Origin of the sequence: Pseudoalteromonas sp. SCSIO 43088, from assembly GCF_023650795.1 — a bacterium.
GTDB lineage: Bacteria > Pseudomonadota > Gammaproteobacteria > Enterobacterales > Alteromonadaceae > Pseudoalteromonas > Pseudoalteromonas shioyasakiensis.
Genome location: NZ_CP072676.1, coordinates 685426 through 707985 on the forward strand (window position 1 = coordinate 685426; position 22560 = coordinate 707985).

23 protein-coding genes are annotated in these 22560 nt (G+C 40.8%); 9 read left to right on the top strand and 14 right to left on the bottom strand.

Annotation, left to right across the window (positions count from 1 at the left end; translation table 11 throughout):
* Positions 1-3: 3 nt before the first annotated feature.
* The 5 genes from J8Z28_RS20805 to J8Z28_RS20825 all read left to right on the top strand — a co-directional run bounded on the left by J8Z28_RS20805 (position 4) and on the right by J8Z28_RS20825 (position 3297).
* Positions 4-1266, top strand: a complete 1263-nt coding sequence (locus tag J8Z28_RS20805) for an SAM-dependent methyltransferase (RefSeq protein ID WP_250660538.1) — start codon at positions 4-6, stop codon at positions 1264-1266.
* Complete coding sequence (locus J8Z28_RS20810) at positions 1244-1738, top strand: DUF2878 family protein (RefSeq protein WP_250660539.1); 495 nt, start codon at positions 1244-1246, stop codon at positions 1736-1738. The genes J8Z28_RS20805 and J8Z28_RS20810 overlap by 23 nt, the downstream gene beginning before the upstream one ends.
* Positions 1739-1793: 55 nt before the next feature.
* Positions 1794-2291, top strand: coding sequence for a chalcone isomerase family protein (locus J8Z28_RS20815; RefSeq protein ID WP_062565672.1), 498 nt, complete (start codon positions 1794-1796; stop codon positions 2289-2291).
* Entirely contained in the window at positions 2284-2817 is a 534-nt protein-coding gene (locus J8Z28_RS20820; RefSeq protein WP_054562353.1) for a DUF3833 domain-containing protein, read from the top strand. Before J8Z28_RS20815 ends, J8Z28_RS20820 begins: the two co-directional genes overlap by 8 nt.
* A 204-nt stretch (positions 2818-3021) precedes the next feature.
* A complete protein-coding gene (locus J8Z28_RS20825) occupies positions 3022-3297 on the top strand; it encodes an HU family DNA-binding protein (RefSeq protein WP_004586404.1) in 276 nt (91 codons plus the stop codon).
* An 82-nt stretch (positions 3298-3379) separates the two neighbouring features.
* Here the strand turns inward: J8Z28_RS20825 and ilvN are convergent, their stop codons facing one another.
* From ilvN to J8Z28_RS20870, 9 genes are all read right to left on the bottom strand, one after another.
* Positions 3380-3877: an acetolactate synthase small subunit gene (gene ilvN, locus J8Z28_RS20830; protein ID WP_054551998.1), complete on the bottom strand. Its 498-nt coding sequence runs from the start codon at positions 3875-3877 to the stop codon at positions 3380-3382.
* On the bottom strand, positions 3877-5601 hold the full coding sequence (locus tag J8Z28_RS20835; protein ID WP_166340826.1) for an acetolactate synthase 3 large subunit: 1725 nt from the start codon (positions 5599-5601) through the stop codon (positions 3877-3879). Before J8Z28_RS20835 ends, ilvN begins: the two co-directional genes overlap by 1 nt.
* Before the next feature lie 784 nt (positions 5602-6385).
* On the bottom strand, positions 6386-7360 hold the full coding sequence (locus tag J8Z28_RS20840) for a transposase (RefSeq protein WP_062565670.1): 975 nt from the start codon (positions 7358-7360) through the stop codon (positions 6386-6388).
* Positions 7361-7592: 232 nt separating this feature from the next.
* Positions 7593-8600 (bottom strand): isocitrate dehydrogenase, encoded by a 1008-nt coding sequence (locus J8Z28_RS20845; RefSeq protein ID WP_054563906.1) that lies wholly within the window; start codon positions 8598-8600, stop codon positions 7593-7595.
* A gap of 215 nt (positions 8601-8815) precedes the next feature.
* A complete protein-coding gene (locus J8Z28_RS20850) occupies positions 8816-10513 on the bottom strand; it encodes a hypothetical protein (protein ID WP_250660540.1) in 1698 nt (565 codons plus the stop codon).
* 6 nt (positions 10514-10519) lie between these two features.
* Complete coding sequence (locus tag J8Z28_RS20855; RefSeq protein ID WP_054563904.1) at positions 10520-10903, bottom strand: DUF3192 domain-containing protein; 384 nt, start codon at positions 10901-10903, stop codon at positions 10520-10522.
* A gap of 71 nt (positions 10904-10974) precedes the next feature.
* Positions 10975-11748 (bottom strand): flap endonuclease Xni, encoded by a 774-nt coding sequence (gene xni, locus J8Z28_RS20860; protein ID WP_250660541.1) that lies wholly within the window; start codon positions 11746-11748, stop codon positions 10975-10977.
* A gap of 11 nt (positions 11749-11759) precedes the next feature.
* Positions 11760-13103: a nucleotide 5'-monophosphate nucleosidase PpnN gene (ppnN, locus tag J8Z28_RS20865; RefSeq protein ID WP_250660542.1), complete on the bottom strand. Its 1344-nt coding sequence runs from the start codon at positions 13101-13103 to the stop codon at positions 11760-11762.
* Positions 13104-13174: 71 nt separating this feature from the next.
* The gene (locus J8Z28_RS20870; RefSeq protein WP_250660543.1) at positions 13175-14710 is read right to left on the bottom strand and encodes a GGDEF domain-containing protein; all 1536 of its coding nucleotides are present in this window, start codon (positions 14708-14710) and stop codon (positions 13175-13177) included.
* Between the two features lie 202 nt (positions 14711-14912).
* On the opposite strand from J8Z28_RS20870, the gene J8Z28_RS20875 reads away from it, so the two are divergent.
* Complete coding sequence (locus J8Z28_RS20875) at positions 14913-16694, top strand: M61 family metallopeptidase (RefSeq protein ID WP_250660544.1); 1782 nt, start codon at positions 14913-14915, stop codon at positions 16692-16694.
* A gap of 20 nt (positions 16695-16714) precedes the next feature.
* Here the strand turns inward: J8Z28_RS20875 and J8Z28_RS20880 are convergent, their stop codons facing one another.
* From J8Z28_RS20880 to J8Z28_RS20900, 5 genes are all read right to left on the bottom strand, one after another.
* On the bottom strand, positions 16715-17308 hold the full coding sequence (locus tag J8Z28_RS20880) for a glycosyltransferase family 25 protein (protein ID WP_250660545.1): 594 nt from the start codon (positions 17306-17308) through the stop codon (positions 16715-16717).
* Positions 17259-17510: a glycosyltransferase family 25 protein gene (locus tag J8Z28_RS20885; protein ID WP_250660546.1), complete on the bottom strand. Its 252-nt coding sequence runs from the start codon at positions 17508-17510 to the stop codon at positions 17259-17261. The genes J8Z28_RS20880 and J8Z28_RS20885 overlap by 50 nt, the downstream gene beginning before the upstream one ends.
* Before the next feature lie 64 nt (positions 17511-17574).
* Positions 17575-17760: a DUF1289 domain-containing protein gene (locus J8Z28_RS20890; protein WP_062565663.1), complete on the bottom strand. Its 186-nt coding sequence runs from the start codon at positions 17758-17760 to the stop codon at positions 17575-17577.
* Between the two features lie 36 nt (positions 17761-17796).
* A complete protein-coding gene (locus tag J8Z28_RS20895) occupies positions 17797-18309 on the bottom strand; it encodes a hypothetical protein (protein WP_055021702.1) in 513 nt (170 codons plus the stop codon).
* 152 nt (positions 18310-18461) lie between these two features.
* Entirely contained in the window at positions 18462-19199 is a 738-nt protein-coding gene (locus tag J8Z28_RS20900; RefSeq protein ID WP_250660547.1) for a DUF4097 family beta strand repeat-containing protein, read from the bottom strand.
* 188 nt (positions 19200-19387) lie between these two features.
* Here J8Z28_RS20900 and J8Z28_RS20905 point away from each other — a divergent pair, with 188 nt between their 5' ends.
* The 3 genes from J8Z28_RS20905 (at position 19388) to J8Z28_RS20915 (ending at position 22558) form a co-directional block, all read left to right on the top strand.
* Complete coding sequence (locus J8Z28_RS20905; protein ID WP_054563895.1) at positions 19388-19810, top strand: (R)-mandelonitrile lyase; 423 nt, start codon at positions 19388-19390, stop codon at positions 19808-19810.
* Between the two features lie 11 nt (positions 19811-19821).
* Complete coding sequence (locus J8Z28_RS20910; protein WP_250660548.1) at positions 19822-21003, top strand: NAD(P)-dependent alcohol dehydrogenase; 1182 nt, start codon at positions 19822-19824, stop codon at positions 21001-21003.
* Between the two features lie 166 nt (positions 21004-21169).
* Positions 21170-22558 carry a serine hydrolase domain-containing protein gene (locus tag J8Z28_RS20915; RefSeq protein WP_250660549.1) on the top strand — a complete coding sequence of 463 codons (1389 nt, stop codon included), beginning with the start codon at positions 21170-21172 and terminating at the stop codon, positions 22556-22558.
* Positions 22559-22560 lie beyond the last annotated feature (2 nt).

Here is a 22560-nt window from a genome sequence, read left to right on the forward strand (position 1 = left end):
GTGATGGAAAAAGTATCAAATTTAACACAAGCCCAAACGACCGGCTGGATGACAAAGCTTTATAAAAAACTGGTAATAGGTGCATTCAACAGTATTAATGTCGGTTGCATTACCCTAAAAGAGGGTAATCAAAAAGAGCAATTCGGTGACATTACAAGTGATTTACATGCAACCGTCACGGTAAATGATGCTGCTATGTATAAGTCATTTGCGTTATCTGGCAGTGTGGGTGCCGGAGAGGCTTATATTCTCGGCTATTGGGATTGTGACAACCTCACTAAACTTATTGAAATATTTGCCCTTAATCAAGATCAGCTAGATGCATTCGAGAAAAAATTCGCTTTCTTAAGTGGCATTGCGCACCGAGTTAATCACATTAAAAATAAAAACTCAGCAAGCGGTTCAAAAAAGAACATTGCGGCGCACTATGATTTAGGCAACGATTTATACAGTGCATTTTTAAGTGACGAAATGTTGTATTCATGTGCTGTTTACCCGTCAAAACAAGCTAGCCTTGAACAGGCCCAAGAGCACAAACTATCATTGATTTGTGAGCAGGTTGATTTACAACCAGGTGATTCGGTGATTGAGATTGGCACAGGGTGGGGCGCCTTTGCGATTTATGCAGCAACACATTTTGATTGCCATGTAACGACGACCACCATTTCTGATGAGCAACATGCCTATGTTGAACAAAAGGTTAAAGAGCTTAACCTTGAGCATAAAATTACTTTATTAAAGCAGGATTACCGCCTCTTAGAGGGCAAGTACGATAAGCTTGTATCAATTGAAATGATTGAAGCTGTCGGTCATGAGTATTTGCCTGGCTTTTTTGCAAAATGTCAGTCTTTATTAAAAGACAATGGTGCCATGCTTATTCAAGCAATCACCATAGCTGATCAGCGTTACAGCCATTACCTTAAAAATTCCGATTTCATTCAGCAGTACATTTTCCCAGGTGGCTGTTTGCCTTGTTTAGATGAAATGAATAAGCAAATAAAGCAGCAAACAGACATGGTTGTGCATAGTGTAAAAGATATTGGTGTTCACTATGCAAGAACACTGGCTGATTGGCGCGAGCGCTTTGTCGCTAGCTGGCCTGAAATAGATAAAGTCAAATTTGACCAGCGATTCTATCGTTTATGGTTATTTTATTTAGCTTACTGTGAAGGTGCGTTTAGAACCCGTGCTATCAGTACCGTTCATTTAGTTGCCCGTAAACCTCGTTTTGGCCATTCTGGCGATGATATCGCGCTCGATTATTAATTTTGCTCTGTTTCAAGGAGTCTGGTTTATGGCCTTACTCCTTGAGCATAACTCTCTGATACCCGCTTTAGCTGTTGTCGCTTTGATGATTTATCTATCAAAGCAACGCCAGCAAGATAGTTGGCTACTCTTATGTGGCTTGCCTCTCGCACTGGTCTATGAATGGCTTGCCAGCAGCTTAAATTTACTTGCCTTTAAAGTAAGCCCTTTTCCTCTATGGCTTGCTGTACTTTGGGCTGCACTGCTTTTAACCATTAATACTTCGATGCAATTCCTACAAAAGCTGCCTTGGTATATTGCTTGGGGTGTTTGCGCTTTATTTGCTCCTGCTAGTTACTACGCTGGAATGCGCTTTGGAGTGCTTAATACTGAGCTCGTTCTTTGGCAGTTTTGGTTGGTTTATGGTTTGGGTTGGGCAAGTATGTTTATGGCTATAATCGCTATAAATAAGCGATTTTTAGCGGCTAAATGATCAGTTTTAGGTGGTTTTTCGTAGTGTTTAACAACACAACTTTAAGGATTATTTGATGAAAAAATCACTTAATTTAAGTTTATTTGCTGCGTTATTGTTCTCTGCGGGCGTGTATGCAAATGGCTTTAAAACGGTGGGCCAAGCGAAAATGGAGTATCTGTTTTGGGATGTTTATAACGCGAAATTAGAGACCCCATCGGGTTCGTATCAGTTTGGCCAACACCCCAGCAAACTTACACTCACCTATTTGCGGGATTTCGATGCGAAAGATATCGTCAAAGCAACCAACGAGCAATGGCAACATTTAAAGCTTAATGACATGGTAGGTGCTTACGATAAACAATTATTAACTCTTTGGCCTGATATCAAAAAAAACGATTCGTTGTCGTTTCAAACCAACGAGCAAGGGATCGGTACTTTTTACTTTAATGATAAAAAGCTAGGTCGGATCGATGATAACAGATTCGCTGACAACTTCTTAGCAATTTGGCTAAGCGCCGACACGTCTGAACCATCACTTCGTAAACAGCTTATTGGAGGGAAACATGATTAAGCTCAAAGCACTCTTTATTTTCGCTATGGTACTGTTAATTACCAGCTGCTCTGCGCCTGATGTTGATTATTATCAAGGAACAGAGCCTAAGTTTGACTTTAAGCAGTTTTTTAGTGGTGAGCTCAAAGCCTACGGCGTTGTGCAAGACCACAAGGGTGAGTTAACACGTAAGCTGGTTGTTGACATGCAAGCATCTTGGAACGGCAATCAGGGAGTGATTGACGAGCAATTTGTTTATGATGATGGCGAAACGCAAACGCGTGTTTGGTACATTACCATTAATGATGATGGCAGTATCACAGGGACAGCATCAGATGTGATTGGCGAAGCAAAGGGTGAGAGCAATGGAAGCGTGTTCCATTGGACATATTCTGTCGAGCTTCCATATGATGGTAGTACTTTAGTGGTAAATTTCGATGATTGGATGTACTTGGTAACACAATCACGCTTGATAAACCGTACCGCTATTGATAAGTTTGGCTTTGAGGTCGGGGAAGTTACCTTGGTTATCGAGAAAATTGAATGATGGTTTAGCTATCATAAAATTTTGTGATGGAAGTTAAATTAAGTCTTTATTAATACTGATATCACTAACCTTGTGATTGATAGTTAAATAGTAGTCATTTTTGAATAAATTACGTAAAAATAGCAATTTGCTGTTGCTAACTTCTCAAAAATGCATAAAGATAGGTTTTGCGAAGGCAAAATAATAACGAATAGGAATCTAACAATGAATAAAGCTCAATTAGTTGAAAAAATTGCTACTGATGCAGAAATCTCAAAAGCGGCAGCAACTCGTGCACTAGATGCATTCACTGGCGCAGTTACTAGCTCTCTTAAAGAAGGTAACTCAGTAGCATTAGTTGGTTTCGGTACTTTCTCAGTAAAAGAGCGCGCAGCGCGTACTGGCCGTAACCCACAAACTGGTGCAGAAATCCAAATCGCAGCAGCAACTATCCCAAGCTTTAAAGCGGGTAAAGGTCTTAAAGACCAAGTTAATCCTTAATAGGGTAACTTACTAATTATTGAAAAAAGGGCTTATAGCCCTTTTTTTGTATCTGGAGTTTTGTCGCGCTAGCGAAAAAGGCTTATGCCTTTAACGCTTTATCACCACGACCAATACCAACCGCACCTGAACGTACAACTTCAATAATGTCTGATTCATGACGCAAAGTATCAAGGAAGGATTCAATTTTTTCTGTGCTCGCTACAAGCTGTAATGTGTAACTGTGGCGACCCATATCTAAAATAGCTCCTTGGAACACATCAGCAACACGCGTTACCGCTGCACGAGTGGTTTCATCTTGGGCGAAAACTTTCACCAATAATAGCTCACGCTCGATATGTGCCATTTCGGTTAAGTCAATAATCTTTAGAACATCTACCAGTTTGTTAACTTGCTTAGTAATTTGCTCAACGATGCGATCATCACCCATGGTTGTAATGGTAATACGCGAAAGAGAATGATCGTCAGTCGTGCCAACAGTCAAGCTATCGATGTTGTAAGCGCGCTGTGAAAATAAGCCTACAATGCGCGATAACGAGCCAGGTTCGTTTTCTAATAAGATTGATAAAATACGGCGCATTATGCTTTTACTCCTTTACGTAACCACATATCATCGACTGCCCCTAGCTTGATTTGCATAGGGTAAACATGTTCTTTTTCATCTACACAGATATCTAAAAATACCAGTCTGTCGTTTATAGACATGGCTTTTTCAATAGCAGGCTGAAGCTCATCAATATGATCAACGCGAATACCTACGTGGCCATAGCTTTCTACTAATTTTACAAAATCAGGAAGTGATTCCATGTAAGAAGATGAGTGACGACCTGAATACATCATATCTTGCCATTGACGTACCATGCCCAGTGAGCGGTTATTCAACGACACAACTTTCACAGCTAAATTGTATTGTAAGCAAGTTGATAGCTCTTGAATGTTCATCTGTATTGAACCATCACCCGTCACACAGATAGACTCTTTATCAGGGAAAGCAAGCTTAACGCCCATTGCTGCAGGTAAACCAAAGCCCATGGTGCCTAAGCCACCAGAGTTGATCCATTGGCGAGGGTGTTTAAACGGATAATACTGAGCTGCAAACATTTGATGCTGACCTACGTCAGAGCTAATGTAAGCATCACCATTGGTTGCTTTGTAAATTGCCTCTATAACGGCTTGTGGTTTGATTTTATCGCCATCTGTGCTGTAGCTTAGGCATTTTTGTTCACGCCAGCTAATAATTTGACGCCACCAGTCTTCTTGTGCCGAACGATCAATTGAAATAGGGCTCTTATCAATCGCCGTTTGTAACTGCTCAAGCACTGTTTTCAAGCAGCCAACAACCGGGATGTGCGCTTTAATTGTTTTAGAAATAGAGGTTGGGTCAACATCAACATGAACGATAGTGGCATTGGGGCAGAACTTTTTAACGTTATTTGTTACCCGATCATCGAATCGAGCGCCTAAAGCTAAAATAACATCAGCATTTGCCATGGCTTTATTTGCCTCAAGGCTACCATGCATACCTAACATACCAATAAAGTTAGGGTGAGTACCGCTGATACCACCTAGGCCCATTAAGGTGTTAGTGATTGGCGCATTTAATGATTCAACCAAGTGAGTTAGTTGCTCAGAGGTATTTGATAGAATAATGCCGCCACCTGAGTAAATAACCAGTTTTTTAGCTTCTAAAATTGCGCTAACCGCTTTGCGAATTTGTTTTGAGTGGCCTTTAGTGTTCGGGTTATAAGTTCGAAGCTCAGTTGTTTTTGGAAATTCGAATGGGAACTTTAACTCTGGATTAAGCATATCTTTAGGTAATTCAACCACAACCGGGCCAGGGCGGCCTGTGCTGGCTAAGTAGAATGCTTTAGCTAAGATTGTTGGAATATCTTTTGCGCTACGACAGTTATAGCTGTGCTTTACGATAGGGCGAGAACAACCAACAATATCAGTTTCTTGGAATGCATCATCACCAATTAAACCAGTAGGAACTTGGCCAGATAACACCACCATTGGGATAGAGTCCATGTATGCTGTTGCGATACCTGTTACACAGTTTGTAGCGCCAGGGCCAGAAGTTGCTAGCACCACACCGACTTCACCGGTAGCCCGGGCATAACCATCAGCCATATGAGTAGCTGCTTGTTCGTGACGTACTAAGATATGTTCAATATCTTCTTGTTGAAATAACGCGTCATATAAATCAAGAACAGACCCGCCAGGGTAGCCAAAAATATACTTAACATTCAATTCTTTAAGTGCCCGAACAACTAGTTCGGATCCATTATATTCAGTTGTACTCATCCTCATTCCTCTGTGTGTGCAAGCATAAATGCATAAAAAAACCCCCGCATAGGGCGGGGGTTTTTTAAAAAGCGTGCTTTCACCTTTTAATAGCCTCCCGCTGGGCTTGTAACTAAGACCAGTACGAGAACGTTGACGACTAAAAGGTGACGGCGAATATTCATTATCTTTTATTTTCTTTTAAAAAATGCACAGCCGACTAGATGGCTGCTGTTTAAAAAATGTTAGGAGTATTTTTAAGCGTTTTGGAAACTGATGTCAACCGCAAATGTGGCTTTTTGCATTAATTTTTCTATATTTGAGTTTTTTGATATTTTTGTTGCATCTAGATGCTTAGTTGTCATTATTTTGGGGTGTAACTATGCATTGAATTGTTCGTGTGGCAAATTACTAACTATACCAATAGATAATGCATTTACGTTACTGCCTTGCATAACTTAGCTACTATCAGAATCGGATTCTTTTTTATAATTAGACACCCACTTTAACACCTCGCTACAATAAGGTTTGGTTAATTTTTAAAAGACAGCCAACTTAAATATTTAACCAGACACCCATCTTATTTTTAATAAGAATCAGCTAAAGATAGATGTGAATTATTCAGAACAAGTTGAATTGCTATAAGAATGGTGATTTTTTATTGTTATCAATTAAATTTCAGCCTTATGTGCTGAGTTAATTTTTTAGTTTTACACACTGGTCAGCGCTAGTCGCAGTAGTCGTTATGCCTCTAGAATTAAAAGGATTGGATTTGTAAAATTGACTTCTAGTGTCGAATGCGTAACTAAGTAAATAAGGCTAAGCTATTAGTTATAGAGCTTCTTCGTTTTCGTTTCATATGATTAGTATAAGCTGTGATTGCTTGTTCTTTACCTGCAGTATTTTTAAACGAGCGGGTAAAGGAAGTGGTGAGTGTGAGCCAGTTTTCAGTACAAATGTTTAACCTTTCAAGTATTGGTAATGCCTTTTCTGGGATTTTCCCTGGCTTATCTTCTCGTATTGACCGCCCAGTCCAATCAACAAGTTGCAGGTATGTTTTGAGCTCAAATGGTAGTCCCTTAGGCATATGTTTACGAGGTTTACCTGCAAAGCGCATAAGCGATTTCGGTTGCTTATTATTTTGAGCTGCATTAATTCTAGATTTAATACTGGTGTAGTCAGATTGCTCAGGTAAATCAGCCGCTTTTGCTCTAACAGGATTTAAATCTACATAAGCAAGGCATGCAGCAAGTGCTGCTTCATCAAGTAAAGCTTGTGATTTAAAGCGACCTTCCCAAAATCGACCTTTGCACTCATCTTCTTGATTCGCTTTTCGTGCAATACTTTCATTAAGCACGCGCATAAACCAACTAATGCTGCTGAGCCGTTCTCGATATAAATTTACTCTGGTATTAACCGCAGCGTGTTCAGGTTGTGTTAGCAATTCGCCATTTAAGAATCGTTGGCAAAGGAATGTACTTTTGAATAACTTGTGCCATCTAATAAGAATCGCTTTATTATTTAGGCGCTTTGCTTTTGCTATATCAATGTGAAGAACTAGATGTGTGTGATTACTCATAACTGCGTAGGCACAAATATCAATACAAAATATTCGCCCAAGTTGAAGTAGTTTCTTTTCAACCCAATCGCGCCGGTGTTCATACGAACGACCCGTTAGTGGGTCTTGCCCGCACAAATAAGCGCGACGAACGCAGCGTGAAATACAGTGATAGTAAGGTGTATTTGAAACACTAATTAAGTTTCTACGTGGGGTTGCCATGCTCTTCTCCTCCATGAGTTGAACAATTTAAGTTTAGTCATAATTTTGAGAAGTGAGAAATTTAAAGATGGGTGTCTAGCTTTATGTTGAGGTTTTACTAAAAAAATAAAAGTGGATGTCCAATTAAGTATTCAATTTAATAGAGGGTATAAAAAAGCCAGTCTTAGACTGGCTTTTGGAAGGAGGTGTTTAAGGGTTATTAGCTTGTCATAAGCCTTAAACAAGTATTCTCTTATAGACGCTCAATTACAGCTTGAGTGAAGTCTGTAGTACCGTGGCTGCCGCCTAGGTCGCGAGTTGTACGGTCGCCTGATTTGATAACATCAGCAACTGCGCTGCGGATGCGCTCTGCAGTGTCGCCCATACCTAGGTGCTCTAGCATTTGGATAGATGCTAAGATCACTGACGTTGGGTTTGCAAGGTTTTTGCCTGCGATGTCTGGTGCGCTACCGTGTACAGCTTCGAAGATTGCTGCATCTTCACTGATGTTTGCGCCAGGAGCCATACCTAAACCACCAACAAGACCAGCACATAGGTCAGATAGGATGTCACCGAATAAGTTTGTAGTAACAATTACATCAAACTCATCAGGAGTCATAACTAGTTTCATACAAGTTGCATCAACAATCATTTCTGTTGATTCGATTTGTGGGTAACGCTCAGCTACTTCACGTGCAACTTTTAGGAATAAACCAGATGTTGATTTAAGGATGTTAGCTTTGTGTACAGCAGTTACTTTTTTACGGCCTTCACGTACCGCTAGTTCGTATGCAAAAGTAACGATTTTTTCTGCACCTTCACGGGTGATTTTTGACATTGCTTCTGCTTCGTTACCATCTTCAGAAACCACTTGGCCAAGACCTGAGTACATGCCTTGTGTATTTTCACGAATAGTGATGATATCGATGTCGTCGTAACGAGCTTGTGTACCTGCGAATGATTTAACAGGGCGAACGTTAGCGTAAAGGCCAAACTTTTTACGTAAAGTTACGTTGATTGAGGTAAAACCTTCACCAACTGGCGTCGTTAAAGGACCTTTTAAAGTGATCTTGTTACGCGCGATTGTGTCGATTGTTTCTTGCGGAAGTAACTCACCAGTTTTTTCTAGGGCAGCAAGGCCAGCATCAACGAATTCATAATCAAAATCGCAACCTGCAGCTTTAAGGATCTCAAGTGCTGAATCAATAATGCTAGGACCAATGCCGTCGCCTTTGATCACTGTGATGGTTTGTTTAGCCATTTACTTTTCCTATTTATGAGTAGATAAACACGTAAACTTATCGCGAAATAGCATGCGATTTACTTGTTAGAGGGTTTACGTGGATGTGTTTGAAAATTTAAGCGGCTTTTATAGCAATTTATTCAGCTTTTTGCCAGTTTATCCTGTGAATACTGACTATAAACAGACTAAAGTTCATATTTATTTAACGTTTTCGCACTTTTTAACAACACAATCTAAAAATTGTCTGCAAATTCACAGTTTTTCAGATATGCATAAAAATCTGCTTTTGATTGCCAACCAGCAGCCGATAAGCTGTCGAAAATAATCTGTTCTTGCCAACTACTAAATAGCGCTTTGGGTTGAAAAACATAATAAGTAAATAGCTTAATCGCGACCCAATGTTTTTCATTGATATCGAGTGTTTGCTTTTTATGTTGCTCACTACCAAGTAAATGCTGTGTCCAACTGTTATCGCCAATCAGTTGATTTAAATACGCCGTTAGTGGCTCTTGATTTAAGTGACTAACCCCAAACAAACAGGCAAGCGGTGGACTTATTACTTGCTCTTCGGCCTGCTCAAATACAGTTTTACGAGAAATACAGGTTGCTTGATGTTCGCAAAGATAAAGAACATAGGCATATAAGGGCAAAGTAACTTGCTCAAATTGAATTGAATCGTTGTGCTTAAATAGCGCCTGAATAATGCGCACCATATTCTCAAGGCGCTTAGATATATGCTGAAAAAGCGGGTGTGATGTGGTTGCAACCAAGCGTTGAAATAATACTTTTTGGATAATAGCAGGGGCGTTATCGTATCCGACCATAGACAAACAATGGCGCAAGTCTTTAGCTCTTTGCTGCTCTTTATTGTAGGGTTTAGAAGCAACGGTAAGCTGGGTTATCAATTCAGGGTAGGGGCTTAAAAGCTTATTTAAGCCACGGTAGCTATATTCCTGCGATACTTTTAACGTGCTAATTAACTCTAAATAGTGCTGCCTACGCTGCTGATTTATTGGCTGTGGCTCAGCAAAGTTAATGTTTTCACTAAACCAAACTGTGTATAGCAAACGAGAGTCTTTACAATGCCTTTGTTTGTCAAAAATAGTTAAGCTTGCTTTAAAGCGATGCCAACGAATTTTTTCAGGGCGGCTGGCATCAACCAATATATGGCGGCCATGTTCATCTGTGGCTAAATAAATAAGTACTTGTTCGGCGTACTTTACTTCACTGGCCGGAATGTATGGGCCAATATGCGCAATCAGTGCTTTTATAGCATTTTGGGCAAATTCATTAGGGGTGCGTAAATAAATATCAGCTAAGGCTTTGTGCACACTAATGTGACCACCTGACTCGCGGTAAGTCGTATTCATGGCAATAATATTAGCCAAAGCAACTAAGGTTGTTGCGCCATCGTAAATCATAATTTTTGGCGCGCTTAATAGGGCTTGTTTATATTTATTTAAACGCGCTAATAAATGCTGAATAGAAAGCGTATGTGGGCCTGAGTCTTTTAGTAATTTTGCAGCTAACTGATGGCGGCACTGCCAAAGCTTTTTATCTTGAGCCGTCAGGGGCTGTCCTGCTGCTAACTTATTACTTTGTGATTGCACGCAAAGGTAATTGGCTAAACAGCAACTAATAATTTGTTCGCTAATGGCTTGGTTGTAGTTAAGGCTGCGGCACAAAATGCAAGCGACAACACATTGGTTTACAACTAAGTTTGTGGTGTAACCATGGTTCGGTACATACAAGCTTAGTTGTGCTTGCATACCTTTTGGGCAGGCTTGATACAGCAGGTAATAACGCTCAGCTAGATTACTTAACAAAGGGAAAATTTGTGACCATTTTTGCTTTTGATGATAAAGCTTAAGTAGATGGTGTGTACTATCAAATAAGCGTGCCAATTCCCGTGGCGTCACGTTTTCCATCATAAGCGGTTAGGTTTCTTGTTGATAGCTTTCATAGGCACTTGGCCCCCATAATACCAGCTGACCATTTTTAAATAGTAGGCCTGTGCACTCATCGATGGTGGTTATGCCATCAGATTTAACATGCTGAGTGCGGTAAAAAATAATCTGCCAAACATTGTCTTCGACTCGTTTAGCATAGGTTAGATCGGGGCTACCTAAATAATCAAGCACCGCATTCAGGTTTTCAGGCTTATCAATCGATAGTTTTGCGATATAGCGTTTATTAAAAGCTTCGCGGTCTTGCCAGATCATGGCTTGCGGATCATCTTTATAAAAAGTGATCACTAGGGTTGCTATCAGTGCATAAACACCTAACCCAAGTACCAGATATTGGAAAACCTTTTTAAACATGTGTAACTCTATAAAACTAACGCGAATTTTCAGTATACGCTCAGTTGGCAAACTGTGCTACGAGATTGCGACTAATTGAGCCTTAACTGCTTTAAACTAAAGCCTAAGTTAATATCGGTACGCAGCATAACAAGGTTTTTTGATATTACGAACATGTCCATTTCTGAACTCAGCTTACGTTTTAGAGTCGGGTTTAGCTCATTATCGTTCATGGCCGCTTCTATCGACTCATAATCGTTGATTAATTGCTGCGCCGACTTATTACCTATCCCTTTAACGCCCGGAATATCATTAGTTTTATCACCTGCTAATGCCCAAAAATCAGCAAGTCGATGCTTTGGTACATCAAAGCGCTCCTTGATATCTTCAAGCTCAATATACTGTTTTTTAAAGTAATCAAAAATTGCAATTTGCTCAGATAAAAACGGCAAAAACCCTTTATCGGTAGAAACGATGGTAGAAGGCACATTATTAGTTGCGGCCTTGTAAGCAAGAGTAGCAATTATATCGTCGGCTTCATCGTTATCGGGTGAAAACACCACAATGCCAGTGTCTTCAATTGCTTGTTTAAAGCGTGATAAGTTTTGCTTGAGGGTGTCAGGCATTGGTGAACGAGTGCTTTTGTAGGCCTCAAAGTAGTGATAACGCCAACTTCTTTCACCATCAAACACGGCAATCGCGTGAGTTGCATTCGTTTGCTGGCGTAACTTTTTACAAGCATGTGCCACGCGGGCACAGCTTGCTTTTATCATATGTTCTTCACTGTGATGACTCTGATTACTATCAACAGCATAGATGCGTCTAATAAGATTTAGCGCATCTATTAAAAGTAATTGGGTTGTCACATAGGCTCCTGTTAGGCTTTTATCTCATAGCAAGGAATATACTTACTGCCAGGCAATTTCATTCGGCCTTGCTCAACAAATGCTGCCAGTAGTTTGTCCATATCAGCCATAAGCGCAGGTTCACCACTTAGCACAAATCGGCCATGTTGTTTGATGGCTTGCAAACCTTCGTCTTTAACATTACCAGCCATAATGCCAGAAAACGCACGGCGTAAATTAGCTGCGAGTTGCTGAGTTGGTTGATCTAAATGTAAATCTAAGCCCGACATATTAGCATGTGTTGGTGCAAACGGCTGTTGGAAATCATGATCGATTTTTAGCGTCCAGTTAAAGTAGTAAGCATCACCTTGGCTTTTACGGTATTCGCGCACTTCAGCCATCTTCGCTTTAAGCGTTTTACCAACTCGCTCTGGATCATCGATGATCACTTCAAACTTATCTAGCGCCGCTTTACCGAGTGTTTTCTCAACGAATTTACACAGCTCAATAAAGTAGTTTTCACTTTCTTTAGGGCCAGTAAGGATCACTGGTAAACATTGTTTTTCGTTATCTGGGTGTAGCAAAATACCTAAAAGGTATAACAGCTCTTCTGCGGTACCCGCACCACCCGGGAAGATAATAATGCCATGGGCTGTACGAATGAATGCCTCTAAACGCTTTTCGATATCAGGTAAAATTACCAGTTCGTTTACAATCGGGTTAGGTGGCTCAGCGGCAATAATACTTGGTTCGGTTAAACCTAAGTAACGGTTATTAGTAATACGTTGCTTGGCATGGCCAATGGTTGCGCCTTTCATCGGGCCTTTCATTGCACCAGGGCCACAGCCGGTACAAATGTTTAAGCCACGAAGGCCAAGCTCATAGCCAACTTGTTTGGTATATTTGTATTCCACTTCGTTAATAGAGTGGCCGCCCCAACAAACTATCATGCTTGGGTCACTATTTACTCTTAGTGCCCCTGCGTTTCGCAGCATATCGAATACCATATGAGTAATGGCTTTTTGTTCTGTTAAATCTTTTTCGTACTTTTGACAAATAAACAGAATATCGCGAATAACCGAGAAGATATGTTCATGAATACCGGTAATAATTTCGCCGTCAACAAAGGCGGATTCGGGTGGGTTTTCAAGTTCGATCTTAATCCCGCGTTCGCGGCTTAATAAGCGAATATCAAAGTCTTCGTATTTATTGTAAATTTCAGAGCTTGAATCGGTGTGGCTGCCCACATTGAGAACCGCGAGCACACAGTTCCTAAATAATTTATAGCGCTCGCTGGTGGATGATTGTTCGAGTAGATCAACTTCTAGTTGCGATAGTAAATCCAGTACACCTGTAGGATTCAGTTGTTTTAACATAAGCACTCTCCCGGCTCGTCTATGAGCCTTTATCATTGTGTGTCAAAGACCTCACATACTAGATGAGGCCTTTATTTGCTAATGCAAACTTTATTTCGTCCCTCGTTCTTGGCTTTGTATAGTGCTTCATCTGCACGGTCAAAGGCAATCAGCGGGGTATCACCTTTTTTCAACTGGGTTGCACCAAGAGAAATGGTGATTTCTACTTGCTTATTTTTAAATTTAAACGGAATGCCTTGAATTGTTTTGCGCATTTTTTCAAGCGGCACAGTGGCATTTTCAATCGACATTCCACTCATTAGTAACACAAACTCTTCGCCGCCGTAACGGGCAATAAAGTCTGATTTACGAATTGATTTTTGTAATGCTTTAGCAATTACTTGCAGTGTTTTATCACCAGCACTGTGGCCATATTGGTCATTGATTGATTTAAAGTGGTCTACATCAATCACTACAAAGGTAATGTCTGATTCTTGCACATTAAATAAGTTAAATTCATGATTAAAGCGTTCATCAAACGCCGCACGGTTTGGCAACTTAGTTAGGCCATCGAGTAAGCTTTTAAAGCGTTGTTCATTTAGGCGCTGCTTATAGGTCGAAAGCTTGGTTTCTAAATGACTAATGCGGCTATTAATATCGTTAAAGCTGGCGAGTAAGTTTTCGCGTTCGGTTTGTTCTAGCTTTTCTTTCGCAATTAAATCATCACTTAATGATTTTAATTCTTCTTCTACTAGCTCTTTAAGCGAAGAAATAGACGTCGCTTGCTGCGTTTGTGTATGCAGGTTTTTAATCTTTGCTTCAATTTGCTTGTTAAGCGTGTCGTATTCAGCGCTCAGAGATTCTGAATGCTTGCTGGTAGAAACAATGGAATGATGTAAATCTTCGATTGTTTGATTTAATGAGATCAAAAAGCTTTGCGCTGATTGGCGCTCTTTGCTCATATTACGCGTAACGATGCTGATAATATTCAGTGCAGAATCAAGCAGATCGTCAACACTATCATTATGGGTTATTTTACTTTTGATAGTCTTAATTTGCTCGGCACTTTCATCTTCGAGCACTAAGTCATTGGCAAGAGAAAGCAGCTGTGTGGCAAGCTCTGGTCTTATTTGCGCCTCAGCTGTATTTGTTGTTGCAAGCTTGGCTTGTAAGGCTTGATGATAAATTAAAATCAGCTTTGAAAGTAGTGGCACAAAGTCATGATTAGACTGAATATTATTTAATTCGTGTTCGAGTAAGTAACGTAGCGAACGACGTGCATCATCAGGCAAGCCTCGTACTTTTTGCAGCTGCTTACCTGCATCTGTAACGCTTTCATTTAGCTCACGTTGCAGTGCCATTTGCTTGGTTTCTTGTTGTTTTAACAGGCCAAGCACATCATCGATAAAAGGGGTGAGTAATTCGAATTTAACCCCTTTTTTAAGGGCATTTCTAAATTTCGCTAAACGATTGTCTAGTTCAATGTCTAGTCCTTTACAGCTTAGCGATAGTTTCGCTGCAAACTGAGAAAGAACTTCAACTTGATGTTTGCGCGCATCTTCGACCACTGTTCGAGCGTCGATCGCTTGCTTTAACTTTTTATTAAGAACATCATGCTGTTGCTGCACCTAGTAATACCGCCATCAAAAATTCAAATTGCTATACGCTAAGTTTACAACAAATTAATACGAAATGTAGGTTCCAAGTCAAAAACTTAGCTATTTTGTCTATCAAACTTGTTGCAATGGCTGTTTATCGGTTTTTAATTCACATTTTTTCTCGCAATTGTTAGGCTATTTCACAATTTTGATAGTAATAAAAAGAGTTGTTATGAAAAAGTTTTTGGCAATGTCTATTTTGGCGGCCTGTTCTAGCAGTGTGTTTGCAGATGTAAACTACTCACTGTCTATCACTCAGCCAGAGCACCATTTAGGTAATGTTAGTGTTGAGTTTCCGCAAACTGCACAAGCACATTTAGATATTAAACTTCCAGCTTGGCGTACTGGCCGTTACGAAATTTTAAATCTTGCCAATGGCGTGCGCTTTTTCGAAGCAAAAGATGATGATGGTAAGGCTTTAAAGTGGGAAAAAATTGACCACAGCACTTGGCGTGTTCATCTAAACGAACCTACTCAAGTCAATGTAGATTACCAAGTTTACGCTAACGAGCTAGGTAAACGTGCTCGTCATATTGATGACAGTCATGCCTTCATTGATGCTTCTGGCTTTTTCATGTTCAGCGAATCATTCCGCCAAGACCCAGTTAAAGTTGAGCTAAATGTACCAAAAGAATGGCGCTCAGTATCGGGTATGGAAAATGCGGGTTCTAAACACAGCTTTAAAGCCGCTGATTACGATATCTTAGTTGATTCACCAATCGAAACAGGTATCAATGAGCTACACAAGTTCACTGTTGATGGTCGTGAATACGAACTCATTATTTGGGGTGAAGGTAACTACGACGTAGACCAAATGCTAACTGACCTTAAGAAGTTGGTTACAACTGGCAACGTAATTTGGGATAGCTACCCGTATGAGCGTTATGTATTTATGGTACATGCTACGTCAGGAGCAGGCGGTGCAACAGAGCATTTAAACTCAACCATTATCCAGCGCCCACGTGACCGTTTTGGTTCTCGTAAAGATTACCTTGCGTTTATCAGCACCGCAGCTCATGAATTTATTCATACTTGGAACGTAAAAGCATACCGCCCTAAAGGTATTGCGCCGTATGACTACACCAATATTAACTACGCGAAAACATTATGGATTGCAGAGGGCTCAACCAGCTACTTTGAAGATCACTTAATGGTGCGTGCTGGCATTGAAACAACTGATGAGTTCTTCGGTACGTTAACGAAAACCGTTAATCGTCACTTACAAACACCGGGTCGCGAAGTACAAAGTGCAACCGAAACAAGCTTTGATAAGTGGATCAACCAAGGCGGCGACCACGCTCGCAACTACAGCACCAATATCTATTTAGAAGGTTCATTGATTTCAATGGCACTTGATATTGATTTGCTAGAAAAAAGCGATGGCAAAATCAGTTACCGCGACGTTCACCGCGCGCTTTACAACAAGCATCGTTTACCAGATGGTTTTACGCCAGATGATGTTAAAGCAATTTTAAAAGAGCTTACAGGTCGTGATTACAGCGCTTGGTGGCAAGCCAATGTGGATGAGCCTGCTGCTATCGACTTTGATGAGCTACTTGCAAAAGTAGGCTTAGGTTTAATTCGCCCTGAAGGCGCAAAATCAGTACCTAGTATTGATTCGTTTGCAAAAAACAGCGGTGAGTTATTAACCCTAACTCATGTTCGCCGTGGTGGCGCTGCATGGCAAGCGGGCTTAACGACTGATGACAAAATTGTTGCGTTTAACAAAAAGCATGTTGGTAAAGATTTAACAGCCAGCCTCGAAACGTTTAAAGCAGGCGACACAGTGACTGTTGATTTCATTAGACGCGATGCATTACAAAGCACAACGCTAACACTTAGCGAAGACTTTGATAAAGAGAAAAAGGTCAAAGCATTAAAAGATGCAACACCAGCTCAAATGGCATTGTTTAAAGCATGGATGGGTGTTGACCACCCAAATCAAGCTAAATAACAGCTAAGCAAAATAAATCGTTAATGATTTTTTATTGGTAAGAGAGGAGCTGCGGCTCCTTTTTTTTTGTTTGGTACTTGCTGCGCTTTTACAAACTGCTTTGTGTACTTTGTGTTTAGTAGTGCACTGTGAAGTTGCTGTTTTTTACGTCGCCAAAATGACTTTTTAACTTTGGTTGATCTATCCCGAATATCACTTTGTGCATTATCGGGTTGTGATACCGGGTAGGGCAGCAAAGAGTATCCATAAACACCGGTTTCCCACACATGCTGTAAATCGCAGTCAACGGGGCGGCCAAATGTCGCTGTGGCTTTTAACAGCGCTTTTGCACCTTCAAAACTAACAGCAGTTGCACAGCAGCCAGACATAAGCTTTTTATGAATGACTAAGTGTTGCTCATCAGCAAGGGGTTTTGTAAAGGCAATTTCCCGATTTCGGTCTTTATAAGCCGCCAATTTTATTAGCTGCCAAGGCTGTTTCAAGGTACTAATGTTTTCAATTGCACTGTGAATAGAGCGGTCGAGCACAAAGTCATCTTCTAAAATAATGGCGTGATCTAATTGCCTATCGACAATGGTTTGCCATGCTTTTCTGTGACTCAGGTAAACAGCCAATTTCACCTTTACTCAAGGGCTTATGGTATTTTTTTAGGTTTAAATCAGCACTATAGTGCTTGGTTATCTCTGTATCAGACAGCTCTCTACCATCAATTGCATCAAGGCGTTCAAATGCCAAATTTTGTGCATTTAGCTCATGGCTAACACGGTTTAATCGTTCAGTAGAGCTTGCTAAGTTAATTACAAAAATAGCGGTCATTATCGTTACCTGATGGTCAGTTTGAATCAGGCTAACAAGCTTTAATGACGCTTGGGTGTCAGAACTATTTCGCTTTTATGTCAGGGCGAGGAGTATTTAAAATAGATTGCTTTTCTTGTTCGGATAAAATGATCCAATCAAAAATCTCATCATTACTGCGACCACAGCCAGTGCAATAACCATTTAGGCGATGACATTGACCGATACAATCTGTTTTAAATTGGCTGGTTGGTTTTTTTGATTTTGTCATAGTGATGTGAAGGCTAATGTAGCCTTCATAAGTGTATTACTTACCTTCAATTGGCTTACCAATTTCAAGAGTGGTAGACCAAGGCTGTTTGCGTGATAGGGTTTTACCCGAATGAATTGAGATAACAGGGTTGTTTTCGTCAAGCACAAACGTGGTGCGTAATGATTCAGCTGACTCTTTTTGTGTTTGATGCCAATTATTACCTGCTAAACAAGCTTGGGTAAAATTAACCGCACGGGTGTGATCAGCGACAGCTTGTTGCTGCTGCTCGTAGTTGCCTACACAGCGGTAGGTAACATTGTCTTTATCAAGCGCCGTGATTTGACAGTTATCGGCAATAAGGTTGTATTTCGCTGTCCATGTTTCCATGTATTTAGTATTTACACGGCTACGTTTTAAGCCTTCAAAGCGGTTGTCGTAAGCACCTAATAGGGCGTTAATTTTCTCGCAAGGGGTTAAGTTATCAATGGCTGTTTGTTGTTCAGTTGTTAGTCCTGTACAACCAGTTAAAACAAGGCCAGTTAGTAAGGCGGCGAGTGGCTTTTTCATATCAGGCTATCCTTTTAAATAGCAGTTCCTTAAACGTTTCCTAAAGGATACCTAAGCCCTTGTAAAAATGCTAATAAAAATTGGCTATTACAATTTAAAATGCCTTCGCAAAGGAAGGCATTTTAGTTGCTAAAAACTATAAAAGCGTGAGCTTACATCTTGGTTTTGCCTTCAATGTTGGTTACTTTTACTGAGCCAGAGCCATCACTGAGTAACTCAAAGTTTGCTGCAGTATCAACGCGAATGCTTCCTGAGCCATCTGAAACGACAACATCACCCGAAATATCATTTAACTCGATACCACCAGAACCATCGTGTACTTCAATATTGCCCTGTGCGTTGGCAACATCAATATTACCTGAGCCGTCATGAATTTTAATATCACGGCTGATATTACGTGCCTCTATGCTACCCGAACCATCATTGATTTCTAATGTGCCTGTAATGTCATTTGCGGTAATTGAACCAGAACCATCGTTGATCACAGTATTCGCAACTTTGCTAATGATAATTTCACCAGAGCCATCGTGTACATCAACATTAAATGAGCGAGGGATCGCAACGGTTAAATCAATGCGAGTTTGCTTATTGGTGTGGTAATCGCACTGGCCTGCACTAAGTGCTGCGTTATTGCCTTTGGCTTCAAGGTTTAAGCAATATTCATCATGAGGCTTTTCTTGATAAATCTCGGCTTTAACGGTTACTTCATCACTGTCACTACCAGTAATGTGTAAAAAACCAGAGCCCGCTTCTACTTTTAAAGCGCTTAATGAGGCTGCATCTAGCGTTAGGTTTTTTGTTTCTTGTAGTGGCATATCACCCCAAGCAAATGTTTGTGCTGATAATAAGCCTGCGGCAATTAGTGAGAGTGTTTTTACTGTACTTAACATGGTTCTTCCCTTTCATATGTGTGGTGTTATTAGCTTAGTCGCAGGTGCTGATAAAAAAGGTTTAAAGGCTTTAAAAACTTTTTTTACACAAATAGGCAAGAAAGCGCGAGCTTCAGGCATTTATGGTTTTTCGCGATGCTTTAGACTGAAATAGTAGACCAAAAACTAAGCAACCCAAGGAGAAACATATGAGTGATTCAGCGCAAACAAGCGATATGCAAGTAATTAAGTCAGGTTCTCAAGATCCAATCGCAGGGCCAGCAGAATGTTTCACAGGTAAAGTGCAAATCAGTACTTTATTTAATGCACCAGCACCTGCTCGCGTTGGTGTTGCTGTGGTGGAGTTTTCAAAAGGAGCTCGTACAAATTGGCATTCTCATCCACTCGGCCAAGTTTTATTAGTTACAGAAGGTCAAGGTTGGACACAGTGCGAGGGTGGTGAGAAAACAGTCATCAATCCAGGTGATTTAATTTGGTGTAACTGCGGAAAGCGACACTGGCATGGTGCGACTGCTGATAGTGCAATGAAGCATGTAGCAGTTCAAGAAGCACTCGATGGTAAACCTGTTGACTGGTTCGAAGCTGTTTCAGATGAAGATTATTTAGCATAAGGTACATTGAGATGTGTGACAAACATGAAACGCAAGACTTATCACGTCGTAATTTTATTAAAACGAGTTCAGCTTTAGGTGCAGGCCTTTTATTAGGTGGCTTTGCGGCGCCTTCATTTGCAGCATCATCTGAGCAGCTTGCAAATGGCAATATAAAATCTCGTGGCTATGCGGCTTTTGATAATTCAGGCTTACTAAAACCATGGGAGTTCGAAAGACGCCCAGTTGGCGATAACGATATTTTAATCGAAATTAAATTCGCCAGTATTTGCCACTCAGATATTCACCAGATGAAAGGGCATTGGGGCGCACAGCAATACCCTCAAGTACCAGGCCATGAAATTGCAGGTATTGTAACTGCAGTCGGTAAGAATGTGACTAAGTTTAAAGTGGGCGACCGTGCTGGTGTAGGCTGTATGGTTGATAGCTGTCTTGACTGTAATAGCTGTAAAGATCAAGGCGAGCAATATTGCCCAGAAACGAAGTTCACTTATGGCTACCCTGATGAGCGCTCACCGACAGGTATAACACAAGGTGGTTACTCGAATAACATTGTTGTTCGCGATCATTTTGCAGTGCATATTCCTGAAAACATTAGTTTAGAGCATGCTGCTCCTTTATTATGTGCCGGCATTACAACGTATTCTCCGTTGCTTAAATTCAACTTGAAAAAAGGCGATAAAGTAGGTGTTGTTGGTATTGGTGGGCTTGGGCACTTAGCTGTTAAATTGGCTGTGTCGCAAGGTGCTGATGTCTATGCGTTCACTAGCTCTAAAGATAAAGTAGCCGATATTAAAGCCTTTGGCGCTAAAGTGGTTGTTGTTGACGGTGAAGACGCTTACAACGAGCATAAGTCGCAGCTTGATTATTTAATTAATACCTTGCCAGTGAAATATGATATTGCTAAATATGCTTCATTAGTAAAACCATTCGGCACGTATACCCAAGTGGGTATGCCAGAAGAGTTTTCATTAAACATGAATGCATTAGCATTGGCTGCAAGCCGCGTAAACTTTAATGCTTCGTTAATTGGTGATATGCAAGAAACGCAAGAAGTTGTTGATTACTGTGCTAAGAATAATATTCTGCCAGCAACCCAGTTAATCAAAGCCTCTGAAATCAATGATGCATGGCAAAGCGTGGTGGATAAAAAAGCGCGCTATCGTTATGTAATTGATGCCTCAACATTTTAAATAATTTTTAGATTGAGTAAGCCAAACGCCATACCCAGTATGGCGTTTTTTGTTGTTCCTTTTTTATTCGGTGATTTATCGCTTAAAGAGCGAATACTGCCGTAAAAACATATCATTATTTTTTTCTTTTGCTAACTTAAACTCTTTGGCCCCTCAAGGAGTAATAATGAAAAAAATAACCTTACTAAGTACGTTGTTGTGCTCCAGCTTTTTTGTTTGTAGCGAAGAAACAGATACAACCTTGAACGCTTATGCCGCTGGGTACGTCGCCAATTTTACCTGTAGTGCCACGTTTAACGCTGGCAAAAGCAAAGATCAAATCGATATTGATGAACTTACCGGTATTTATCCTTTAATTGCAGATACTGTAAAAACACTAAAAGCGAACATTGATACTGAGCATAAACGAGTCATTGTTGATTACGATAAAGATAAGCAACGTATATCGGTGTGGCGGCCTCGTTTAGGCTGTGTTGATTTACCCGTAGGGGCAAGCCTTAAAGCTGCAACACTCGTGCAAGCACCGTTTAAAGAAAACTTAGCCTACCAAAAGGATGATGGTAAGCCTTGGCAAACGCTAAATGGTGTTAATAAAGCGACGGGCAATAAGGCGCTTGATGAGGTTATTGCACAGGCTTTTACTCGTCATTATGGTGAAGGCGCACGAACTTCAGCAATTTTAATAGCAAGCCCTGAGGCGATTCTAGCAGAGCAATATAAAGCAGGTTTTACCCCAGAAACCGCACAGCGTACTTGGTCTGTTGCAAAAAGTATTGGCGCGAGCATTATTGGTGTGGCGGTAGCGCAAAAGCGACTTGATGTTACTAAGCCTGCGGGGCTTGAAAGCTGGTCTCACCCGCTTGACCCACGCGGCGAAATTACCCTTGAAAACTTGCTTCATATGGCATCGGGCTTAGACAGTAATAAAGCGGGCAATCGTACGGATCGTGTCTATATGGGCGGAGGTTTAGTGTCTGACACAGCAACGCATACTGCGTTAGAAGTTAAGCCAGGTAGCCGTTGGAAATACGCTAATAACGACACCATGTTAGCGCTACGTACCTTACGAGAAACGTTTAACGATGAAGCGAGCTATTTACGTTATCCATATGACAATTTACTCGATAAAATCGGCATGCAGCACACGTTTTTAGAGTCAGATTGGCAAAGTGACTTTATTTTGTCATCGCAAGTGTGGACTACTTCGCGGGACCTTGCTCGCTTGGGGCTATTACACCTGAATAATGGCCGCTGGCAAGGTGAGCAAATATTACCAAAAGACTGGTTAAGTTATATTAGTAAACCAGCCCCTGCTCAACCCCCTGTAACGGCACCAGGATACGGCGCACAGTGGTGGCTTTATAACGAACGTTTTCCTGAGTTACCAAACGATACCATTGCAGCGCGAGGCAACCGTGGTCAATTTTTAGTGATTATTCCAAGCGAGCAGTTAGTGATTGTTAGGCGAGGGTATGACCTTGCGGGTCTTAATGGCTTTAGTGAACATGACTTTACCCGTGATGTTTTAAAAGCACTGGGTAAAGTCAGTCATTAATT